Below are 21,609 nucleotides of genomic sequence, written 5' to 3'. Positions count from 1 at the left end.
TTTTCCAATAAAAATGGGACAAATTGTGCTACTTTGCTTTAACATTTTTTTATCTTGAAATTCCTTCTTAGGACACATCTTTGTGGCACTTTGTGTAACAACGTTTTGAAATTGAAATTGGAGCTGAACACGAAGATGAGAATTTGGAGTTTTTTTGGAATTTAATAAAACCAACATTTAATTGATAAGATACCTTTTAAATAAACTGGGATACGCCTTTATCACTCTAGTCGGTGTCATTACCGTTATTTTCTTTTTATTTACCATTCTGCCTGGTGATCCTGCAAAAATGATGTTGGGTCAAAATCAAACGGCCGAACAAGTACAAGCCGTAAAACAGAAATACGGATTCGATAAACCCATAGGCACCCAATTTTTATATTATTTAAATGATTTATCGCCAATTTCATTTCATTCCAATACACCAAAAGATTATACGTATTTAAGTCCGAATAAATATGCAGCATCGGAACTTTTTACAAAAGGAAACACAACTACAGTTTTAAAATTGCCTTATTTGCGTGAATCCTTCACGAAGCAAGGAAAGAAAGTCACAGAGGTTATAGCAGAAACGATTCCTAACACATTTGTTTTAGCAGTTTCGGCCATTTTTATCGCTATAGTACTGGGTATTATTTTCGGAATCATTTCAGCATTGTACAAAGACACTTGGATTGATAAATCCATTCAAGTGCTGAGCACATTTGGCATGAGTGTACCATCTTTTTTTAGCGCGATTTTATTCGCTTGGCTCTTTGGTTTTGTACTACACAAATATACCAATCTGGAAATGACAGGCAGCTTGTACGAACTTGATGACTTTGGTGAAAAAATGACTATTCAATGGAAAAACTTAATTCTTCCAGCAATTGTTTTAGGGATTCGTCCTTTGGCAGTTGTAATTCAACTGATGCGAAACTCTTTGTTGGAAGTCATGAACCAAGATTATATTAGAACCGCAAGGGCAAAAGGGTTGAGTGACTATCAGGTCATAAAAAATCATGCGGTAAAAAATGCTTTAAATCCTGTGGTGACGGCAATTTCCGGTTGGTTTGCCTCTATGTTGGCAGGCGCCGTTTTTGTGGAATATATTTTTGGTTGGAATGGTTTGGGCAAAGAAATTGTTAATGCCTTAAACACATTAGACTTACCAGTAATAATGGGAGCCGTTTTGGTTATAGCGATTGTTTTTATCACTATAAACATCTTTGTGGATGTCATTTATGCTTGGCTGGATCCGAGAGTGAAGTTGTCATAAAAATTCCTGCGAAGGCAGGAATCTCTTAGTAAAAGTGTAATAATTAATTAAGATCACTGAAATTAACAAATATACTTTGTTCATAAAACAGGAGAAGAATATTCCGAAAGTTATAAGAAAGGCTCAATTTATTCATGACAATTATCAACCGTCTTTCTTCTTAAATATGTTATTTTTGTAATTGTACTAACCTGTAAGTCATTGTGCTTAATTTTTTTCTATATCACAAACTTAAAGGTTGTTTAGATAAAATGAAGTTTAATTAAATAAGATACCCACTTTCGTGGGCAATATTATGAGAAAAAACATAGTAGCAGGAAACTGGAAAATGAATAACGATTTGGCGCAGACCGAAACGCTAATTACCGCATTAAAGAACCAATCAAAAACATCTGACGCTGAGGTAATGATTGCGCCAACATACACCAATCTTTGGCAGGCTTTTCAAACGTTAAGGGATAGTGATATAGAAGTCATTGCACAAAACATGCATTTTGCGGAAAATGGTGCCTATACAGGCGAAATTAGCGCGAGCATGCTAAAAAGCATTGGGATACAAACCGTAATTCTTGGCCATAGCGAAAGACGTGCTTATTTTAACGAAACGGATGATTCATTGGCGAAGAAAGTTGATGCTGCATTAGAAAATAATATGCGTACTATTTTCTGTTTCGGTGAAGAATTAAGTGATAGAAAAGCGGGAAATGAAGAAGCGGTTGTAGAGAGTCAAATAAAAAATGCGCTGTTTCATTTAGAAGCAGATGCTTTTAAAAGTATAGTTTTAGCTTATGAACCCGTTTGGGCAATAGGCACAGGCGAAACTGCAAGTCCGGAGCAAGCACAAGACATGCATGCCTTCATCAGAAAAACATTAGCCAATAAATATGGTAATGATGTAGCCAATTCTGTTTCCATTCTTTATGGTGGAAGTGTGAAGCCAAATAATGCCCAGGAGATTTTCGGAAAACCAGATGTTGATGGTGGACTTATTGGTGGAGCTTCACTTAAGGCGGAAGATTTTTACGCTATTGTAAATGCGTTTTAAATAAACAATGTCACTTTGATCCCAGTCAAAGGGGCTTTGTTGTTATTTAGTATTATAAGGGTATTCCCTGATTTCATATAAATCAAGGAATGCCCTTAATTATTTTCTGAAATTGCCATTTACCTTGCAATCATAATTATTTATTTAAAAACTAAATATCATGAAAGCATTAAAATTTTTAAGCGTATTACTAGTTTTTAGAATGCTATTAGGCTGTAGTAAAGATAATCCTATTGATGAGCCACAACAAAGTTCTGAAAAACAAATAACCAATTTCCAATTTTTATTGTCCGAGAATCCTTTTGATGTTAATGTTATTGGTAACATTGATGAAGTCAACAAAACCATTAGTTTTAATCTACCAGATGGTGCAGAAATTACTGCGCTTTTACCAAGTATACAAATATCTTCAAATGCGTCTTATGCACCGCAAGGCGCACAAAATTTTAGAGAACCTGTTATATATACCATTACTGCAGAGGATGGTACAAGTGAAACTTACACCGTAAAAGCTATATTATCTCAACGTCATGTTTTAATGGCGATTTTTAATGCCAATCCAAATAATACACTAGATTGGATATTATCTGATGCGGACTTAAGTAACTGGACAGGCGTAACTACCGATGCAAACGGAAATATTACCGAATTATATTTAGGTTATAAAGAGTTGGAGGTTTTGCCTTACGAAATAGGACAGTTGGACAATTTAACTGATTTGGATTTGTACTATAATAATTTAATAAGTCTTCCCGCTGAAATAAGTAACCTAACTAATCTGACGAGTTTAAATTTAGGACAGAATGACCTAACTGAAATGCCAATTGACATAGGAAATTTAACTAATCTAACTTATTTAGACTTTAATCTTAATGAACTAACTGAAGTGCCAATTGAAATAGGAAACCTAACTAATCTAACATATTTGAGCTTCAGAGCTAATAACTTAACAAGTTTACCAGCAGAAATAGGAAATCTCATAAATTTAGATACGCTATGGCTAATGTTTAATGATCTAATTGAACTACCATCCGAAATTGGAAACTTAACAAATTTGAATACTTTAATCACGGGTTATAATAATCTAACAGAAATACCAGCTGAAATAGGGGACTTGACTAATTTAACAGGTTTGTCATTAGGCAATAATCAACTAACTAGTCTACCGATACAAATAGGACAGTTAACCAATTTAACGTATTTTATGTTAGAAGATAATCAACTAATTAACATCCCAATCCAAATAGGTAACCTTTCCAACTTAGAGCAGTTGAATTTAAAGAAAAATGAACTAACGCAAATCCCCTCTGAAATAAGTAATCTAATCAATTTAACATTTCTAAATGTAGAAGAAAATAATTTGACATCGATGCCACAAGCTATTTGTGACTTAGAGACTAACTATGGTACCTACATAGCAAAAGATACTGATGTAAGTTGTGATTAAACACTAAAAACAATAAAAATGAAAGTAACTATAGTACTACTCATAATGATTAGCAGTATAAACGCCCAACAACTACCAAAACACATAGACTTACCAGAACTAGGTTTAAGTTTCGATTTACCAGAAGGATGGAATGGGCAACTAGATGGCGAACTATTAATGCTAGGTCACCAAACCATACCAGGATTAATGGTAGTTTATAAAAACGAGAGCACAACTGCTCAAGAATTAAAAGAACTTGCCATGCAAGGTATTGCCATGGAAGGTGTGGCTTTAAATCCAATAGAAGATTTTGTTGTAAAAAATGAATTAAGAGTTGACGGGATGTATCAAGGCACCTTTAATGGAGCAAACGTTAAATGCTATGCTGTAGGTTTAATAAATAAATTTGGTATCGGAATCAATATTTTAATACTTACGGAGATAGATAAATTTACAGACCAACATCTAAAAGAAGCCAATACATTAGCTAGCTCAGTAAAATTCAAGCCATCTATGGATACACCTGCAACAATGCATTGGAAAAACAAAATTGTAGGTAAGCAATTAATGTATTTATCAACCCAATCAAATTCAGATTATACAGGTGGCACTTCAGGCACATCAACCAGAAAAAATATGGATTTATGTACCGATGGTAGTTTTCAATACTATGCAAATATTCATAATAGCTATTCTTCTGGTGATACAAATGCTGAAGCGGGTAGTACCAATTCGCAAAATGGTTTTGGGTCTTCTAATTCAAGATCAAATACAACAGGTATTTACAAAATTTATTCTTTGGGCAATCAAACGTTTTTAGAGTTGAGTTTTGAGGGTGGTGAAATTGTAGAGTATGAGTTATCTGAAAATGATGAGGGCTATACCTTTTTAGAGGGGACGAGATATTTTATAGCACAATCAAAAATTTGTAATTAAAAAATCTAAAATTTAAAAATCATGAAAATAATCAGTAAAGTATGTAGTCTTTTGTTAATCTCTTTTTTAGTTCTAAGTTGTACTAAAGATGACGATGAAAATAATAATCCAGAGTTCCAATTTTCGCCAGAGCAATTAAATGGTGCTTGGGAAATAAGTTACTTTTCAGACGAAAACGGCGATCGAACTTCAGAGTTTAGCGGCTATGTGTTTTTATTCAATACCGAAGATGAGATTGTATATATAAACTATAACGGTGATGCGGAACCCGCTTCTTTTGAAATTTTTCAAGAAGACAATCTGGGAGACACTATTTGGCTGCTGTACACCGATTTTGATAGTATTGATAATCCTGGAGCGGCAGATTTAAACGATCTTGAAGAAGAGTGGATGGTCACTAATGTAAATACTGATGATAGGATTATTGAGTTTGAAGAGCTTTACAGCAATAATACACCAGAGATTTTACACCTTACCAAACTTTTGAATTAATACACTATCTTTAATGAGCTATAAACCAATTGTTTTGAAAATTAGTATTATAATGTTAATATTTTGTTCTAGCCTTGTTACCAATGGGCAACATAAAATAATTGATAGCTTAAAAATTCAATTGAATAAAAGCAAACAAGATACCGTTAAAGCGGAATTATTTGGAAAATTAGCTTACCAATATATTAATGTAAACATTGATTCTTCATTGGTGTATTCTTCAAGATTGTATAATTTGTCTAACCTAATAAAATCAGAAAAGTTTAAGGTTTTGTCGAGTTTGCATAAAGGTACTGCATTTATGTTTTCCAACAAATATGATTCTGCACACTACTATTACCAGTTGGGAATAAAGCAAGCTGATAAGGCCAAAACGAGTAAGTCTGCTTTCTATTCTAATTTAGGTATTTTATATAAAAGACAAGGGAAGCTTGAAAAAGCATTAGAACTATATCTTGAAGGTTATCAATATGACAAAGAAAATAATGATGAATATGGGCAGTTCTTTAAATTAGGGAACATATCCAATTTATATAGATATTGGGAAGATTCTGAAAATTTTATAAAGTATTCAGAAGAAGCAATAGAAATTTCAGATAAAACTAACGATAAAAGAATTTTAAATGCGGTTGGAATAATTACTAATAATATTGGTGCATTTTATACGCAATTAGAAAATTATGAAGAAGCATTAAAATATTTTAAGAAATCATTAGAGCAAAACTTGAAAATTGGTAATAACAAAGAGATTTCCAGAAATTTTAATAATATAGGCGCAGTCTACAGCGAACTTAATAATCCAGATGAAGCAATACCCTATCTAAAGAAGGCTCTCAAAATAAGGCAAGAGTTAAAGGATGAAATAGAATTGGTTGAAACAAATATGTGTTTAGGTTCAGCTTATGGGAAAAAAGGCAATAAAAAAATATCTCAATCTTATTTTAATGAGGCTATGAGAATCGCTAAAGGACTAAATAATATCCCACTTATTTCTGAAACATACCTTGCCATAAGCAATACTTATTTAGAAAACAATCAAACCTTAAAAGCACACGAAAATTATAAATTACACATTGCATATAGGGATAGTGTTTTTAATTTAGAAAATCAAAAAAATAAAAATGATATAGAAGCTAAATACGAAACCGAAAAGAAAGACAAAGAGCTCGCCGAGCAAAAACTAACTTTAGAGCAACAAGAGTTAGAACTTCAAAAGAAGAAAACCCAATACAGTTATATGACAGGGACAGTTTTGTTATTACTAGTAGGCTCAACACTCCTTTGGTTATTATTTCAACAACGTCAAAAACGAAAAAACCAAGAAATATTAACCTTAAAACGGGAGCAACAAGTACAGACTTTAGAGTCTTTAATTGAAGGCGAAGAAAAAGAACGTTTCCGAATAGCCAAAGAACTTCACGACGGCGTTAATGTAGATTTATCAACTATAAAGTATAAGCTGACTTCGCTGTTGGAAAAAAACAATCAAGTCATTAACGAAGCCGTAGCGATGATAGATAAAAGTTGTGAACAAGTACGTGCTATTTCCCATAATTTGGTGCCACCAGCCTTAAAGAATTTTAGTCTTATCGAAGCTATTGAAGATTATATGGGCACCATGAATACCATCCATGAACCAGAAATTAATTTTCATCATATTGGAGATGCAATCGAGTTGTCAAAAAAGGTCGAAATCAATATATTTAGAATTGTTCAAGAATTGGTAAATAATAGCGTAAAACATGCCAATGCAAATGAGATAAATGTTCAGTTAAGTCACAGAGAGAACCTATTACAACTTACCATTGAAGACGATGGTGAAGGATTCAATAAAGACGCAGTTACTTCAGAGGGCATAGGACTGAAAAACATACAATCGCGTGTTGATTATCTCAATGCTAAAATGGATTTTGATACCAGTGCAAAAGGCACATCATATATTATAGAAATAAATACGACCGAATTAAGTTGATAACAAAAATTGCCATAACAGACGATCATCCCATGGTGCTTCAAGGCATCCAGTCTATGTTGAAAGATCATAAAGCCATTAAAATAGTGGGCATTTATGAAAATTCACAACAAACACTTCAGCATATAGAAAAAGATAATCCAGACATTTTATTGCTAGATATCAACTTACCAGATATGAATGGTATAGAACTTTGCAAAAAACTAAAAAGTACAATTAAAGACCTCAAAATTATTGCTATTTCTAATTTTGACGACTTATCCTTTGTAAAACGGATGCTAAAAAGTGGCGCCAACGGTTATCTCTTAAAAAATACAGATCCATTAGAACTTATAAATGCATTTAAAACCGTACTTTCTGGAGGTATGTATTTACAGGAGGATATTCAAAAAAAGCTACTGAATTTTCAAGGAAAAAAAGTATCAAAAAATAGTTTGATTACCAAATTGACGAGGCGTGAACATGATGTGCTTGTTGCTATTTCTGAAGAATTGACCACCCAAGAAATTTCAGAAAAATTATTCATTAGCCCAAAAACTGTGGAAACCCACCGTATGAATATTATGAGCAAATTGGGCGCAAAAAACAGTGTTGGCATTGTTAAAACAGCTATAGAAAACGGTTTACTATAGCTATGAGTTGTCATTGCTGTAGAAGCGAAGTAATGAGCGACAAAGCGATCTGTTCAATTGAAGCAATACATAATATAGCAACTATTGATAAAAAGATTGCCACGTCCTTCATCCTCGAATTAGTTAACCTTTAAAGCAATGACGGCATCAATAATTTTAGGATTACGAACTTCAGTCTTAGCTTCAATTTCAATTTCAATTTCAATTTCAATTTCAACTTCAACTTCAATCTAAGGGTATTCCCTTATTTTCAAAATATCAGTATTTGCCCTTAGTTTTTACAGTTTTTATGGAAGTATTTTTGGTTTATTGCTAATCAATAAAGCAGAAACCATGATAAAAATAGTACTTACAATCTCAGCGATTAGCTTATCAATCTTCACTTCTTATGCCCAAGGTTGGGGACAGACACAAAAAATTGTACCAAGTGATAGAGCGCTGGGGGATTTTTTTGGTCAATCAGTTGCTATGGATGGTGACTACGCTGTTGTTGGCGCTTATTGGGATAATTTAACTTCTAGTACTATGGGCTCAGCCTATGTTTATAAAAAAGACACTAACGGAAATTGGATAGAGCACCAAAAACTAACAGCATCAGATAAAAGGCAATTTGATCAATTTGGGGAATATGTAGATATTGATGGTAATTTTATAATTGTAGGCGCTAGAGGACAGGCTTATGATGCCAGCAACAATAATTTTGAAAATTCAGCTGGAGCAGCCTATATTTTTGAAAATGATGGTAATGGTAATTGGATTGAAGTACAAAAAATAGTGTCTTCAGATAGAGGTGAGACGTTTCAATCAGTTTTTGGACAAACGGTCGCTATAGGTGGTAATTACGCTGTAGTAGCTGCATTAAGGGAAAGTACAGGGCTCGATGGACAGCCCGACCTTAATCAAGCTGGTGCTTGTTATATTTTTGAGCGTGATACAAATGGAGTTTGGATAGAAGTACAAAAGATAGTGTCTAGTGATCGAGATGCTGGCGAACAATTTGGCGAATTTGCCTTAGATGTTTACAATAATACGATTATAGTAGGATCGCTTCGAGAGGGTTTAGATGCTTCAGGTGAAAATGAGCTTCAAAATGCTGGAGCTGTATATGTTTTTGAGCGTGATGTTAATGGTTTTTGGAATGAAACACAAAAGTTAGTGGCATCAGATAGGGACATTGGAGATGTTTTTGGACGAGCTGTTGCAATTGATGGAGATAATTTGGTTGTTGGTGCAGATTTAGAGGATTCCAATGGAAGTAATTCAGGGTCCGTTTATATATTCGAAAAGGATGGAAATGGAATATGGAACGAAGTACAAAAACTTACGTCATCGTCTAGTTTGCTAGATGAACATTTTGGTCAACGTGTAGATATTGATGGAGAACGCGTGGTCATTGGAGCATGGTTAACGCACGTAGGTGAAATTGGAGATGGAGGAGCTGCTTATATCTTTGAAAAAGATGGTACAGGTTTTTGGAATGAAACCGCTTTATTGTATGATCCAAATGCTAATAATGGTGATTATTTTGGGTTTTCAGTAGCCATAAGTGGAGATTATGCCTTTGTTAGTGCTAACTCGGAAGAGGAGGATGAAAATAATGAAAACACACTTCAAGATGCTGGTTCAGCTTTTATTTTTAACATTAATGAACCTAATACGTTACCGCCTTTAAATACATTAAGCATTCTAGGAAGCGATCTTGAAACAAGTATAGTTGCATTTCCCAATCCTAATCAAGGCAACTTTACAATTAATTTAGGAAATACGTATAAGCAAATCACTTATTCCGTTACCAATAGTTTAGGTCAGGAAATTCAAAAGTACCAAGTTCAATCTTCAAATAAATTATCACTCAATATCGATTCAGAACGTGGTATTTATTTTGTGAATGTATCAACAGACGAAGGAAAATCAACAGTCCTAAAAATTATTAAGCAATATTAAACTAATATGATGAAAAAACTACTACTATTTATGTTCTTATGTAATGCAGTTATAAACTTGCAAGCCCAAGGTTGGGGACAAACACAAAAAATCGTACCAAGTGATAGATTTCAGGGACAATTTTTTGGCTACTCAGTTGCTATGGATGGCGATTATGCTGTTGTTGGTATGAATAATAATGTGACAAATGATGAAGCAGGTGCTTATGTTTTTAAAAATGATGGTACAGGTAATTGGGTTGAAATTCAAAAATTAGGAAACCCAAATTATCATCAGTTTGATAGCCCTGGATATAGCGTAGCCATTAGTGGTGATTATATATTTGTTGGTGATAGACTAGAAGATTATGATACTTCTGAAAATAATTTCATTTCTGCGGCCGGAGCTGTTTACGTTTTTAAAAATGATGGTAATGATAATTGGAATTATATTCAAAAAATAGTCGCCTCAGATAGAGATACAGTAAATCAATTTGGTTGGTCTGTATCTGTTAGTGGTGATTACGCGATTATTGGCGCAGGTATTCAAGATTACGACGAATCTGGAACTAATTATATAGAAAGAGCTGGAGCTGCTTATATATTTGAGCTTGATGGCACAGGAACTTGGAACGAAGTGCAAAAGATAGTAGCACCAGTAAGAAATGATTTTGATTATTTTGGTCGTAGTGTTGCAATCAGTGGGAATTACGCTGTAGTGGGCGCATTTCAAGAAGATGAAGATGTTTCAGAGGGCGATACGATCTCAAGTGCAGGGTCTGCCTATATTTTTGAACGCGATACTAATGGTACTTGGAGCGAAATCCAGAAAATTGTAGCGTCAGATCGCGAGCAAGGAGCATATTTTGGCTGGTCAATTGCTCTGGATGGTGACCATCTTGTGGTTGGTTCTAATCAGGACAATGAATTTAGAGGCGCTGTCTATGTTTTTGAGAAAGGCGGTAATGATATTTGGAATCAAGTTGAAAAACTTACAGCATCAAACAGTTTAAATGGCGATCAGTTTGGATATGATCTTGATATTGATGGAAATCGAATAATTATAGGCGCACGTTATAGAGATATTGGAAGTCCAGGTGATGATGGCGCAGCCTATATTTTTGAAAAGCAATCAGGAAATTGGGAAGAAACCGCTTTTATTTATGATATGTTCAACCAAACAAGTGAGTATTTCGGGTATGCTGTTGCTATAAGTGGTGACTTTGCTCTTGCTGGTGCTTATCAAGATGGTGAAGATGAAAATGAAGAAAATGACCTTGGTGCTTCTGGTGCTGCCTTTATTTTTGATGTGAATGAACCCAATACGTTGAGTGTTGTTGAAAATGATTTTAAATCGACTATTAAATCATTTCCCAATCCTAACCAAGGCAACTTTACAATTAATTTAGGAAATACGTATAAGCAAATCACTTATTCCGTTACCAATAGTTTAGGTCAGGAAATTCAAAAGCACGAAGTTCAATCTTCAAATAAATTAGTATTGAATATTAGTACAGATAGCGGTATTTATTTTGTGAATGTATCCACAGACGAAGGAAAATCAACAGTCCTAAAAATTATTAAGCAATAGTATAAAGCTAAACTTATCATGAAAAATTATAAAATTATTATTGTGCTAATTGTTCTATGCACACAATCTGTGATATCCCAAGTAGGTATTGGTAATACTAGTCCGAACGCAACTTTGGATATCAGCTCCTCCAATCAAGCAACTCCAAATAATACGGATGGTATTTTAATTCCCAAAGTTGACGAATTTCCTACCACTAACCCAACCGCTTTGCAAGATGGTATGCTTGTCTATGCTACGGGAAACGGAACACCTACTAAAGGATTTTATTATTGGGATATTTCTGGAACAAGCTGGATAAACGCTACTGGAGCGAAGCGTATCAATGATTTGGTGGATGGAAAAAGCGATAATGATGGGTCATCTTTATTTTTAGGGGTCGATGCTGGTTTAAATGATGATGCATCAATCAACTTTAATGTAGGTGTTGGATATTGGAGTATGGTGAGTAATACGTCGGGAGAATATAATACAGCAATAGGAGCTGCATCTATGTATAGTAATACAATAGGTTCTTATAATACTGCAAACGGAGTATCATCATTATACAGCAATACAAGTGGAAATTATAATGCCGCTACTGGTATTGAATCTATGCTTAATAATACTGAGGGTAATGCAAATACAGCCTATGGTGCTCAATCTCTTTATACTAATACTACAGGTGATTATAATTCTGCAATTGGAGCAGCAAGTTTGTATTCAAATATTACGGGTTCTAGAAATATAGGTTTGGGTGGCTTTAGCCTTTATTCAAATATTTCTGGCAATCTAAATTTGGCATTGGGAGGTCAAAGTTTGGAAAATAATGAAACGGGTTACGGTAATATTGCTATAGGATTTCAATCTGGTAGTCAAATGCCAGATCTGAACAATAACATTACAATTGGCTATCAATCAGGCTTCAATGAAACCGCAAGTGACAGGCTTTATATAGAAAACTCAAATGCCGATGCCAATAACGCCTTAATTTATGGGGAATTTGATAACAATATTTTAGGTTTTAATGCCAACTTAGGTATTGGCACCATCGCCCCAGTCACTAGATTGCATATTGTTGAAGAAGGCATTGCTGATACTCAGACTATTGTTGCAGGTTTAGCATCCAATACGTCTAATCGTCCCGTTTTACAATTTTCAGAAACTGCCAATATGGGTTTAGCTGAAGGGATGAGCATAGAATATAATGGTGTTGGTTTAGCTGGGGAAAATAGAATGGTAATTAATGGTCTTGGCGGTAATCCACTAATTCAATTTAGAAATAACGGTAATCTTAATGTACTTAATGGAAGCGTTGGCGTCCAAACCGAATTTCCTACATGCGCATTGGAAATCAATCATCCTACAGGGTCAGGTATCGAAGGGCTAAAATTGTCTAACCAAGTAGATACGGATAATTGGCGATTTTATGTACAGTGGAATACAAATACCTTAGCTCTTATGTACAATAATGTAAACGTTGGAAACTTTGATGACGTTTCAGGAGTTTACACGGCTATTTCTGATAAAAACCAAAAAACCAACATTTCAAGTGTGGCTTCAGTTTTAGAAAAAATTCAAACGCTTCAGGTGGTGGATTATAATTTCATATTTCAAAAAGATTCTAAAAAATATGTAGGACTCATTGCTCAAGATGTTGAAGTTGTTTTTCCGCATCTGGTTAATCCACCCAACGAAGAATCACCAAATTATACTATGGATTATAGCGGATTTGGAGTTTTGGCAATAAAGGCCATTCAGGAACAGCAAGCAGAAATTAAAGAACTTAAACAGCAATTGCAGTGGCAACAAAAAGAAATTGATAAAATTAAATCCATTTTAGAAGAAGTCATAACTGATTAATGGCAAAGAAACTTTAGATGTAGGGATCTAAAGCAAGGCATCTTTCAATTTAACTATTGATTGATGCCTTTTTTTATTTTATAAACTAAGATAGATTATCTTTGTCGTCATATGAAAAATCCAATTTATTTAGGTTACGATTTTAACGTGAATCCATTACAGCCAGCTACCGAAATCCTAATTGCGGAACTCGGCTATGCAGGTTTTGAAAGTTTTGTGGAAACCGAAGAGGGTGTAACAGCATACATTCAAAAAGAAGAATGGAACGAAGATATCTTAAGCGATATTCAGATTTTAAATTCCGAAGAATTCGAAATCACCTATACTTTTGAAGAAATAGAACAAACGAACTGGAACGAAGAATGGGAAAAAAACTTCAATCCGATCATTGTGGATAATTTAGTTTCTGTACGTGCACCTTTTCATGAAAAACCAGATACGAAATATGATATAATCATAGAACCAAAAATGAGTTTCGGTACAGGCCATCATGAAACCACACACATGATGATTCAACATATTCTGAAAAATGATTTTAAAGATAAATCAGTATTGGATATGGGTTGTGGTACTGGAGTTCTGGCAATTTTAGCTGAGAAGGTTGGCGCCACAAAGCTCGATGCTATCGACATTGATAATTGGTGTTATTTGAATAGTTTAGAGAACGTGGAGCGAAATAATTGTAACCTTATTTCGGTTTACGAAGGCGATGTGAAATTACTGGAAGGCAAAACTTACGATAGTATTATTGCTAACATTAATCGCAATATTTTGCTTCAAGACATTGCAACTTACGCCAAATGCATGAATAAAAACGGGACACTCTTTTTAAGCGGTTTTTACAAAGAAGACATTCCAATTATTGAAGCCGAATGTAATAAACAGATGTTAAAATTGACTGAAACTATACAAAAAGGGCAGTGGGTATCGTTAAAATTTATAAATTAGTATAACTAAAGTTTAACCATGGCGTTTTCCCTTAGTGGAAACGTCCGAAGGACAAAGGGGATGACAAAAGAAAAACATTCAGAAGAACTTCTCTTAAAAGAAGAAGTATTAAAAGAAAACGAAATTGTATTATTTAATGATGAGGTCAATACGTTCGATCATGTTATTGACACCTTAATATACGCTTGTGATCACATGCCAGAACAAGCTGAGCAATGTGCATTATTAGTACATTATAAAGGTAAATGTACAGTTAAAACAGGCTCTTACGACGATTTAGAACCGCGTTGTTCCAAGCTTTTGCAAGCTGGACTAAGTGCTGAAATAGTATAAAAAAATCCCGCGTTTAGCGGGATTTTTTGGTTCAAGGTTATTTCTTCTATAAGGTTGAAGGACAAACAAAATCTGTAGTCTTCAAATCTGTTTCTTTAATGGCGCCAAAACCACCAGCAATATCAACTAACTTATCAAACCCTCTGGCTTTCAATATGGATTCTGCAATTACTGAACGGTAACCACCAGCACAGTGCACATAGTAGGTTTTATCTTTATCTATGTCATTCATGTTTTCATTGATAAAATCCAAAGAAAAATGTTGCGCATCTTCTAAATGCATCGATTGATACTCACCATCTTTGCGTACATCTAAAACATTAAGATTTTCAGCTTTTGCTCTTTCCGCAAATTCTTCAGCGGAAATAGATTCCAAGGTTTCAATGTCTTTTCCTGCTTTTTTCCAAGCCTCAATTCCACCTTCAAGATAGCCTAGGGTATTGTCGTAACCAACACGGGATAATCTGGTAACGGCTTCTTCAGATTTGCCTTCAGGAACGACTAAAATAATAGGTTGCTTTATATCCGTAATCAAAGCACCGACCCATGGCGCAAAAGAACCATTCAAGCCAATAAATATTGAATTTGGAATATGGGCTTTTATAAAATCAGATTGAGGTCTTACGTCTAAAACCAAAGCAGATTCATGATTTGCCATCGCTTCAAACGCTTCTGGGTTAAGGGCAACATTACCCGTTTTTAAAACGGTATCAAAATTATCATAGCCCATTTTGTTCATCATCGCATTTTTTTGAAAATACTGTGGTGGTGCCGCAATGCCATCCAAAACTTCTTTTACAAATTCGGCTTTGGTCATGTTTGCTCGTAAGGCGTAATTGGTTTTTTTCTGTTCGCCCAAAACACCGACGGTTTCCTTACTTAGATTTTTTCCACAAGCCGAACCAGCACCATGGGCAGGGTAAACAATAACATCGTCTGCCAAAGGCATGATTTTATTTCGAAGGGAATCGAATAGCATAGCTGCTAAATCTTCTTTCGTTAAATCAGATTTGATTGCTAAATCAGGTCTGCCAACATCACCCAAAAATAATGTGTCACCAGAAAAAATGGCATGGTCTTTTCCGTTTTCGTCAATTAATAAATAGGTAACCGATTCTAAGGTGTGTCCTGGTGTGTGCAAAACTTTTAGGGTGATATTTCCTAGTTTTAATTCCTCACCATCTTCAGCAGAATGGATATCATACTCAGTAGATGCGCCTGGTCCAAAAACGATGGTCGCACCAGTTTCCTTAGCTAAATCCACATGTCCTGAAACAAAATCAGCATGAAAATGGGTTTCTAAGATATATTTGATTTTTGCGTTACTGGATTGCGCTTTATCTATGTATTGTTGAATTTCCCTGAGCGGATCAATTATAGCAACTTCACCTTCAGATTCAATATAGTAAGCACCTTGTGCTAAACAGCCTGTATATAATTGTTCTATTTTCATATGTTTTATTTAATGCATTACAAAGTTAATAAACTTCAAATTTGTGTTGTGTTACAATTGTCACAAAGTATTTCAATTGTCTAAGCTAGTTTTTAGGTTAAATCAAGTACCTCAGAAAAGTTCTCGATATACAATGTAAATAGCCATGATAATGGTAAAATAACCAAAGCCTTTTTTAAGTCTTCGTCCACTGATAAATTTTGAGAAATGGGATCCGATCAGTATACCTATAATCGAAATAAAAGTGAATGTTAAAAGAAAGGTCCAATTAATATCGATATTGGATAAATCGCCAAGAAAACCAAACAATGAATTTACAGCGATGACAAATAATGAAGTGCCTATCGCTTTTTTCATTGGTAGTTTTCCTAAAAGCACTAAAGTCGGAATGATTAAAAATCCACCACCAGCGCCTACAATTCCTGAGAAAACACCGATAACTGTGGCCTGAAATGCAATTAAGGGATAATTGTATACTAAGTTCTGTTCTTCCTTTGGTACTATGGTTTTTCTGCCCTTAATCATTGAATAGCTCGCCAAAAGCATAACAAGGGCAAAAAAGATCATAATAAAGATGTTGTTTGTCACTTCAAAATCATCAATGCTAAAAATCACATCTGGAATTATGGGCACAAAATACCGTCTTGTAAGATAGACTACTATAAAAGCTGGCACGGCAAACACAATGGCTGTTTTTACGTCCACCAATCCTTTTTTATAATTTTGAAATGCTCCAAAAACAGAAGTAGTACCAACAACGAACAACGAATAGGCCGTCGCAACAATCGGGTTTAAACCAATAAGATACACCATAATCGGTACGGTTAAAATAGAACCGCCTCCACCAATTAGACCTAGTACGAGTCCAACCACTAATGCGCCAACATAACCTAATATTTCAATGAGTGCCATTTAGTGAGGTAGTTTATCTTTTAAAAGGCCATAAGCGTAAGTGCCCAATAAGGCAGCTGCTATCAAAATTAGGACCGAAAAGGCGCCAGTACCAATTAAGATGTACATAGGTCCTGGACAAGCACCACTTAAGGCCCAACCTAGACCGAATATGGTTCCTCCAATGATATATCTCGTAAATCCTCGATCTTTTAATGGCACCCTCAAAAATGAACCTTCTATGGTTTTTACATTCTTGAATTTAGCTATTAAAAGTAAAATGATTCCTGTACCGACGGCAGTTCCAATAATTCCGTACATGTGGAAGGATTGAAATTTAAACATTTCAAAAATACGATACCATGAAACGGCTTCAGACTTTACTAAAACAATTCCGAATAAAATGCCCACAACAAAAAACTTGATAAACTTACCCATATTCAAAATAGTATTGGAAAAATTAAATGAATCATAATTAAACCGCCTAAGAAAAAACCAATGACAGCAATAAGTGACGGTAATTGCAAACTGCTAAGTCCTGTAATGGCATGTCCGGATGTACAGCCGCCAGCGTAACGTGTGCCGAATCCAACAAGGAACCCGCCAATAACGAGTATCAGAATACCCTTTAAGCTAAAGACCGCATCCCAACTATAGAGCTCTGCTGGTAATAAACTTTGTCCAACATTTTTAAAACCAAGCGCGTTCAAATCTTTAATTGTAGCCTCACTGAGGTCTATATTGATAGGGTTTGACAATAAATAATGCGCAATAAATCCACCGAAAATGGCACCAAGAACAACGATGAGGTTCCAGCGTTGACTTTTCCAATCGAAATTAAAGAACTCCGCTTTTTTTCCTGCGCCTCCAATGGCACACAATGTTCTTAGATTAGATGACATGCCGAAGGTTCTACCAGAATAGAGCAGTAGAAACATGACTAACGCTATTAATGGTCCTGAAACATACCAAGGCCAAGGTTGTAAAATGTATTCCATAATTTTAATTTGATGCAAAAATAGACTTCTGAAATTTAGACTGTGTGACAAAAGTTACTAAAACTCCAAAACGGATATCTTATTTCTACCGAGTTCAATTTTGTTCTCTTTTTCAAGTTGTTTTAAAAGTCTTGAAATTACGACTCTAGAGGTGTGTAAGTCTTCAGCAATTTCTTGATGAGTTATTTCTAAGTTGGTTGAAGCAGATAACTTTACTTGATCGCTAAGATATTTAAATAGACGCTCGTCCATTTTCATAAAAGCAAGCGTGTCGATGGTTTCTAGCATTTCATCAAAACGAACTTGATAGCTTTGTAGAATGAAGTTTCTCCAGCTTTCATTAGAATTAAACCACTTTGTCATATAGGAAATAGGAATCATAATAACGCTAGCATCTTCATCTGCAATAGCACGAATTTTACTAACAGATTTAGCCATACAACAAGTGAGGGACATGGCACAAGTATCACCAGTTTCTAATACATACAATAACAGTTCATGGCCATCATTATCTTCTCGCAACACTTTGATGTTACCTTCTGTAAGTAATGGAATATGAGTTAATTCTTGGCCAATATCTATAATGATATCGTTTTTTTTGAACGTTTTTAATTGTGCGACATTAGAAATATCGTCGATGATAGTTTCATCAAACAAATAACTGAATTGCTCAAGGTTTTCTTTAGAAATCATGGTCCAAAAATAATCATTTTGAAATTTGAAATAAATAGTTTGGTAGATTTTTAATTTATGTAGTATATTTGCATCCCAATAAAAAGGCCTCGTGGCCTGTCCGAATGATTGTATCAGGCGGGCGCAACTGAATACCCGCCCAAACCGAACTTGGGTTCGATTCGTTCGGGCAGGGCGCATAAAATGAGACACTATGTTTTATGTGTATGTTCTTTATAGTGTTAATTTTGACAGGAATTATGTCGGTATGACAGATCGCCTTGAAGAAAGATTGATTGAACATAATCAAGGAAAGACAAAGTCAACTAAAGCTTTTGTTCCTTGGGTAAGAGTTCATGAAGAAGTTTTTGAAACACGACTTGAAGCTAGGACAAGAGAAAAATACTTGAAATCGGCAGCAGGAAGAAGGTGGAGAAAACAAAATATTAGGCCTCGTGGCGCAACTGAATAGCGCACTTGATTACGGCTCAAGAGGTTACAGGTTTGAATCCTGTCGAGGTCACGAAATAAAAATGCAACTCACTAAATATTAGTTTGTTGCATTTTTTTATTGTTTTTCTTAGTCCGTATTTAGACCGTAAAAGGTGTTTTTTTTGATTTTCAAATAAACTTTTAATCTATTCTAATTACCATTGTTTTAGGCTATCCGCTACTTATAATGAGATATAATTTTCTCAATTCTCTCTATTAGTTCTTTTAAAATTATCTTTTTAGGGTTTTTTAATTCATTTGATTTATAGAATTTGTTAAGGAGTTTGTGTAACTTTTCAAAAAATGATAGTTCTTTTTCAGGACTTTCAACATACCCTTTTTTAAAATATATGTCATATAGTGCATTGCTGAACACTAAAAGTTTTTTGTTGGTTAAAGTCAATAACTTATCATAAAACTTTTTCGCATCTATAAATTCAAAAAAACTATTGTTATTTCTAAGTTCCTCACTAATAAAATCATTTACTTCAATTAGGTCACTATCTAAAACTTCAAATATTCTATTAACACTATCGCTTTTGAGTTTGCTTCTTTTGTCAATATGAAAATCATAAAGTTTTCTTTCTATATCATTATAATCTTTTTCATTTTTAAAATGGGTTATATTTCCCATTTGGCTTTCGTTGAGATCAGAAGTGTTTTTAGATTTATTCAAACCTTTCATTAATCGTGAGGTTAATTCTTTATCTGTAATATCTAAAGAACCTATTTTAATTTGATATGACAGATTGTTGTAAATTGTTTGGTAGGAGTACATATCATATTTTCCCTGTTCAGCATATTTAAGCACTTCATTTAAGGAAGTTTTCAATTCATCATCCTCAAGCATCCTAAAATTATACCCTATTAATTTATTGTAGGCTTTTTGCTCTTTAGTATCATTTCTTTTTCCATTACGCTCGTCAATTTCGTTTTTTAATTTATCAGTATCTAAATACCCTGATAAAACAAATTCGTAAATTGTTTCAGAAAAAACATATCTGTTTTTGTCATTTTCATCACTTAAATACTTTTCGGAAAACCTTTGATTATAAGTTTTTTCTTTAATTTCTTTTTGTTTATTCTGAACTATTGGAGTACCTATTATATTATCAACAACCTCATCAATATCAATAAATAGAAAGAAATCATCAATTCCTTGTTTGTCTTTTAAATTTGAAATAGACAATTCTCCTGTTTTAAATTCATTACTAATAATTGCAGTAAAAAAAAGCATACTGTCAATAACCATTACGTTTTCGTTTTTAAAATATTCAAACAGTCGATTAATGTTTTCTAAATAAAACCCAAGAGTTCGCAGGTTTTCAATTTCATACTTCTTGAAAAAACTAACAATATTTTTTTTCTTCTCGATTAAGAAATTTTTAAAATCTTCATCTTCTGTCTTTGAAATATAACTATCAAGAACCTCATCATAATTTGCATTATAACTGAGAGTTCTTCCAATTATTTTTTCTTTGATTTTATGGTACTCTTCATCATTAATTTGTTCTTCATCAGCACAAATTATAACCTTGATGTTTTTATGTTCTGTATAATCATTTATCAATCCTAACCTTTCTTTGATTGGAATAGAGCATCTTTCTAAATCATCAAAGCATAAAACGACATCCGATAAATTAAGGTTTAAATTCATTCCTTTAGTTATGTCGGCAAGTTGAGTCCCACCTCCAAAAACATTACCAAGTAGATTGACTCCATTTCTAACAAATTTTAAAGAGTTCTTTATAAACTCATTGTCTAATTTATCTGAAAAGGGTAAAACTTTACTTAATAATATGCCTTCAATTTCTCTAATGTCATTAATACCATTTAACGAGATATAAATAGGTTTGAATTCCTTTTCAATGGCTTTTTTTTCAAGCGTGTTCTTCCATAAAAAAGTTTTTCCACTTCCCCATTTTCCACTTATTAACAAGGCATAATTTGTATTCACTTTATTGAGGTAATCCTCAAATATTGACTCAATTTTATTTGACTCCATAAAACATTTATTTGTTTTGTAAAAATACTGCAACATTCTCATAAACAAAACCCCAACTATTTGTTGAGGGTTGCGTTTAGAATTCTTGCTCCAGTTTATGAACTTCTCAAAGCCTATTATAACTTTCAATTAATGTTTTAAAGTGTTTTTTGAGTTTCTTGGTACTGCTAATAGTAAATTATCGGTATTTATTATCGTCATTGTTTGTGAAACGTATATTTAACCTCGTTTCATGATTTTCGATAACGTATTTAATAAATTCTTTTGCTTGACCCATTGCCAAAATATCTGAATGTTCTGTAACTCTCCGTTGTTAACATTTATAACCGTTTTATCGGTTTTGACTTTAAAAACAGTTGCTTTATGTTCTCTTATTTCTTTTCGACTACCAAATAAATAAATAACCTCATCATAAAAAACCAATCACTATCGTCATAATGATTAAAAAGCCTAATGTTGGACAAATATGGTTTTCCGTCTTTTTCCATTATACCAAAGTGGATTTGCAGGTATATTGTAGATAAGGCACTAACTGAAAAATCTTTGTCTTCTAATGAAACAGGTTTTGATTTAACCCACGATATTCTTTTACGATAGTCTTTTTCCATTAAAATTCCTTTTAGTAATATTTTCTCTTGTGAGTAACTAAAACTCATTGATAGAATTGTAAATAGTAAAAAAAATTGTGTTTTGTTCAT

20 protein-coding genes and 1 tRNA gene are annotated in these 21,609 nt (G+C 33.8%); 14 read left to right on the top strand and 7 right to left on the bottom strand.

Annotated features, from left to right (window positions below; all coding sequences use genetic code 11):
• The first annotated feature begins 181 nt into the window (after positions 1 to 181).
• The 12 genes from HM987_RS13900 (at position 182) to HM987_RS13845 (ending at position 14,400) form a co-directional block, all read left to right on the top strand.
• A complete protein-coding gene (locus tag HM987_RS13900) occupies positions 182 to 1,258 on the top strand; it encodes an ABC transporter permease (RefSeq protein ID WP_179008651.1) in 1,077 nt (358 codons plus the stop codon).
• A gap of 295 nt (positions 1,259 to 1,553) precedes the next feature.
• Complete coding sequence (gene tpiA / locus HM987_RS13895; RefSeq protein WP_179008650.1) at positions 1,554 to 2,303, top strand: triose-phosphate isomerase; 750 nt, start codon at positions 1,554 to 1,556, stop codon at positions 2,301 to 2,303.
• 160 nt (positions 2,304 to 2,463) lie between these two features.
• Positions 2,464 to 3,750, top strand: a complete 1,287-nt coding sequence (locus HM987_RS13890) for a leucine-rich repeat domain-containing protein (protein ID WP_179008649.1) — start codon at positions 2,464 to 2,466, stop codon at positions 3,748 to 3,750.
• Between the two features lie 18 nt (positions 3,751 to 3,768).
• Complete coding sequence (locus tag HM987_RS13885) at positions 3,769 to 4,668, top strand: hypothetical protein (protein WP_179008648.1); 900 nt, start codon at positions 3,769 to 3,771, stop codon at positions 4,666 to 4,668.
• Between the two features lie 21 nt (positions 4,669 to 4,689).
• The gene (locus HM987_RS13880) at positions 4,690 to 5,160 is read left to right on the top strand and encodes a hypothetical protein (RefSeq protein WP_179008647.1); all 471 of its coding nucleotides are present in this window, start codon (positions 4,690 to 4,692) and stop codon (positions 5,158 to 5,160) included.
• Between the two features lie 13 nt (positions 5,161 to 5,173).
• Positions 5,174 to 7,132: a tetratricopeptide repeat-containing sensor histidine kinase gene (locus HM987_RS13875; RefSeq protein ID WP_179008646.1), complete on the top strand. Its 1,959-nt coding sequence runs from the start codon at positions 5,174 to 5,176 to the stop codon at positions 7,130 to 7,132.
• Positions 7,129 to 7,764, top strand: coding sequence for a response regulator (locus tag HM987_RS13870; RefSeq protein WP_179008645.1), 636 nt, complete (start codon positions 7,129 to 7,131; stop codon positions 7,762 to 7,764). Before HM987_RS13875 ends, HM987_RS13870 begins: the two co-directional genes overlap by 4 nt.
• Before the next feature lie 333 nt (positions 7,765 to 8,097).
• On the top strand, positions 8,098 to 9,708 hold the full coding sequence (locus HM987_RS13865) for a T9SS type A sorting domain-containing protein (protein ID WP_179008644.1): 1,611 nt from the start codon (positions 8,098 to 8,100) through the stop codon (positions 9,706 to 9,708).
• Positions 9,709 to 9,714: 6 nt separating this feature from the next.
• Entirely contained in the window at positions 9,715 to 11,277 is a 1,563-nt protein-coding gene (locus HM987_RS13860; RefSeq protein ID WP_179008643.1) for a T9SS type A sorting domain-containing protein, read from the top strand.
• Positions 11,278 to 11,295: 18 nt separating this feature from the next.
• Positions 11,296 to 13,119 carry a tail fiber domain-containing protein gene (locus HM987_RS13855; RefSeq protein WP_179008642.1) on the top strand — a complete coding sequence of 608 codons (1,824 nt, stop codon included), beginning with the start codon at positions 11,296 to 11,298 and terminating at the stop codon, positions 13,117 to 13,119.
• A 111-nt stretch (positions 13,120 to 13,230) separates the two neighbouring features.
• Entirely contained in the window at positions 13,231 to 14,067 is an 837-nt protein-coding gene (gene prmA / locus HM987_RS13850) for a 50S ribosomal protein L11 methyltransferase (RefSeq protein ID WP_179008641.1), read from the top strand.
• A 60-nt stretch (positions 14,068 to 14,127) separates the two neighbouring features.
• Positions 14,128 to 14,400, top strand: a complete 273-nt coding sequence (locus HM987_RS13845) for an ATP-dependent Clp protease adaptor ClpS (protein ID WP_179008640.1) — start codon at positions 14,128 to 14,130, stop codon at positions 14,398 to 14,400.
• 46 nt (positions 14,401 to 14,446) lie between these two features.
• On the opposite strand, the gene HM987_RS13840 is transcribed toward HM987_RS13845, so the two are convergent.
• The 5 genes from HM987_RS13840 to HM987_RS13820 form a co-directional block, all read right to left on the bottom strand.
• Positions 14,447 to 15,853 carry an MBL fold metallo-hydrolase gene (locus tag HM987_RS13840; RefSeq protein WP_179008639.1) on the bottom strand — a complete coding sequence of 469 codons (1,407 nt, stop codon included), beginning with the start codon at positions 15,851 to 15,853 and terminating at the stop codon, positions 14,447 to 14,449.
• 111 nt (positions 15,854 to 15,964) lie between these two features.
• Positions 15,965 to 16,765, bottom strand: coding sequence for a sulfite exporter TauE/SafE family protein (locus HM987_RS13835; RefSeq protein WP_179008638.1), 801 nt, complete (start codon positions 16,763 to 16,765; stop codon positions 15,965 to 15,967).
• Positions 16,766 to 17,182, bottom strand: coding sequence for a DUF6691 family protein (locus HM987_RS13830; protein WP_179008637.1), 417 nt, complete (start codon positions 17,180 to 17,182; stop codon positions 16,766 to 16,768). It lies immediately after the preceding gene.
• Positions 17,183 to 17,184: 2 nt separating this feature from the next.
• A complete protein-coding gene (locus HM987_RS13825) occupies positions 17,185 to 17,742 on the bottom strand; it encodes a YeeE/YedE family protein (protein WP_179008636.1) in 558 nt (185 codons plus the stop codon).
• 57 nt (positions 17,743 to 17,799) lie between these two features.
• On the bottom strand, positions 17,800 to 18,615 hold the full coding sequence (locus HM987_RS13820) for a Crp/Fnr family transcriptional regulator (protein WP_306293666.1): 816 nt from the start codon (positions 18,613 to 18,615) through the stop codon (positions 17,800 to 17,802).
• A gap of 13 nt (positions 18,616 to 18,628) precedes the next feature.
• Between HM987_RS13820 and HM987_RS13815 the strand changes: the two genes are divergently transcribed.
• Entirely contained in the window at positions 18,629 to 18,886 is a 258-nt protein-coding gene (locus tag HM987_RS13815) for a GIY-YIG nuclease family protein (RefSeq protein ID WP_179008635.1), read from the top strand.
• Positions 18,864 to 18,937: transfer RNA gene (locus tag HM987_RS13810), tRNA-Arg, on the top strand. Before HM987_RS13815 ends, HM987_RS13810 begins: the two co-directional genes overlap by 23 nt.
• A 147-nt stretch (positions 18,938 to 19,084) precedes the next feature.
• Here the strand turns inward: HM987_RS13810 and HM987_RS13805 are convergent.
• Positions 19,085 to 21,040: a P-loop NTPase fold protein gene (locus tag HM987_RS13805; RefSeq protein WP_179008634.1), complete on the bottom strand. Its 1,956-nt coding sequence runs from the start codon at positions 21,038 to 21,040 to the stop codon at positions 19,085 to 19,087.
• Positions 21,041 to 21,282: 242 nt separating this feature from the next.
• Complete coding sequence (locus HM987_RS13800) at positions 21,283 to 21,609, bottom strand: hypothetical protein (RefSeq protein WP_179008633.1); 327 nt, start codon at positions 21,607 to 21,609, stop codon at positions 21,283 to 21,285.

This window comes from Winogradskyella forsetii (assembly GCF_013394595.1).
Classification (GTDB): domain Bacteria; phylum Bacteroidota; class Bacteroidia; order Flavobacteriales; family Flavobacteriaceae; genus Winogradskyella; species Winogradskyella forsetii.
The sequence above is the reverse complement of the archived record's forward strand: the minus strand, read 5'-3'. Positions and strand labels throughout refer to the sequence as shown.

Coding starts and splice junctions, on each gene's coding strand:
- tpiA (WP_179008650.1), top strand. CDS start 1,554: ATGAGAAAAAACATAGTAGCAGGAAACTGGAAAATGAATAACGATTTG.
- HM987_RS13890 (WP_179008649.1), top strand. CDS start 2,464: ATGAAAGCATTAAAATTTTTAAGCGTATTACTAGTTTTTAGAATGCTA.
- HM987_RS13885 (WP_179008648.1), top strand. CDS start 3,769: ATGAAAGTAACTATAGTACTACTCATAATGATTAGCAGTATAAACGCC.
- HM987_RS13880 (WP_179008647.1), top strand. CDS start 4,690: ATGAAAATAATCAGTAAAGTATGTAGTCTTTTGTTAATCTCTTTTTTA.
- HM987_RS13875 (WP_179008646.1), top strand. CDS start 5,174: ATGAGCTATAAACCAATTGTTTTGAAAATTAGTATTATAATGTTAATA.
- HM987_RS13865 (WP_179008644.1), top strand. CDS start 8,098: ATGATAAAAATAGTACTTACAATCTCAGCGATTAGCTTATCAATCTTC.
- HM987_RS13860 (WP_179008643.1), top strand. CDS start 9,715: ATGATGAAAAAACTACTACTATTTATGTTCTTATGTAATGCAGTTATA.
- HM987_RS13855 (WP_179008642.1), top strand. CDS start 11,296: ATGAAAAATTATAAAATTATTATTGTGCTAATTGTTCTATGCACACAA.
- prmA (WP_179008641.1), top strand. CDS start 13,231: ATGAAAAATCCAATTTATTTAGGTTACGATTTTAACGTGAATCCATTA.
- HM987_RS13845 (WP_179008640.1), top strand. CDS start 14,128: ATGACAAAAGAAAAACATTCAGAAGAACTTCTCTTAAAAGAAGAAGTA.
- HM987_RS13840 (WP_179008639.1), bottom strand. CDS start 15,853: ATGAAAATAGAACAATTATATACAGGCTGTTTAGCACAAGGTGCTTAC.
- HM987_RS13835 (WP_179008638.1), bottom strand. CDS start 16,765: ATGGCACTCATTGAAATATTAGGTTATGTTGGCGCATTAGTGGTTGGA.
- HM987_RS13830 (WP_179008637.1), bottom strand. CDS start 17,182: ATGGGTAAGTTTATCAAGTTTTTTGTTGTGGGCATTTTATTCGGAATT.
- HM987_RS13825 (WP_179008636.1), bottom strand. CDS start 17,742: ATGGAATACATTTTACAACCTTGGCCTTGGTATGTTTCAGGACCATTA.
- HM987_RS13820 (WP_306293666.1), bottom strand. CDS start 18,615: ATGCGCCCTGCCCGAACGAATCGAACCCAAGTTCGGTTTGGGCGGGTA.
- HM987_RS13815 (WP_179008635.1), top strand. CDS start 18,629: ATGTTTTATGTGTATGTTCTTTATAGTGTTAATTTTGACAGGAATTAT.
- HM987_RS13800 (WP_179008633.1), bottom strand. CDS start 21,609: ATGAACAAAACACAATTTTTTTTACTATTTACAATTCTATCAATGAGT.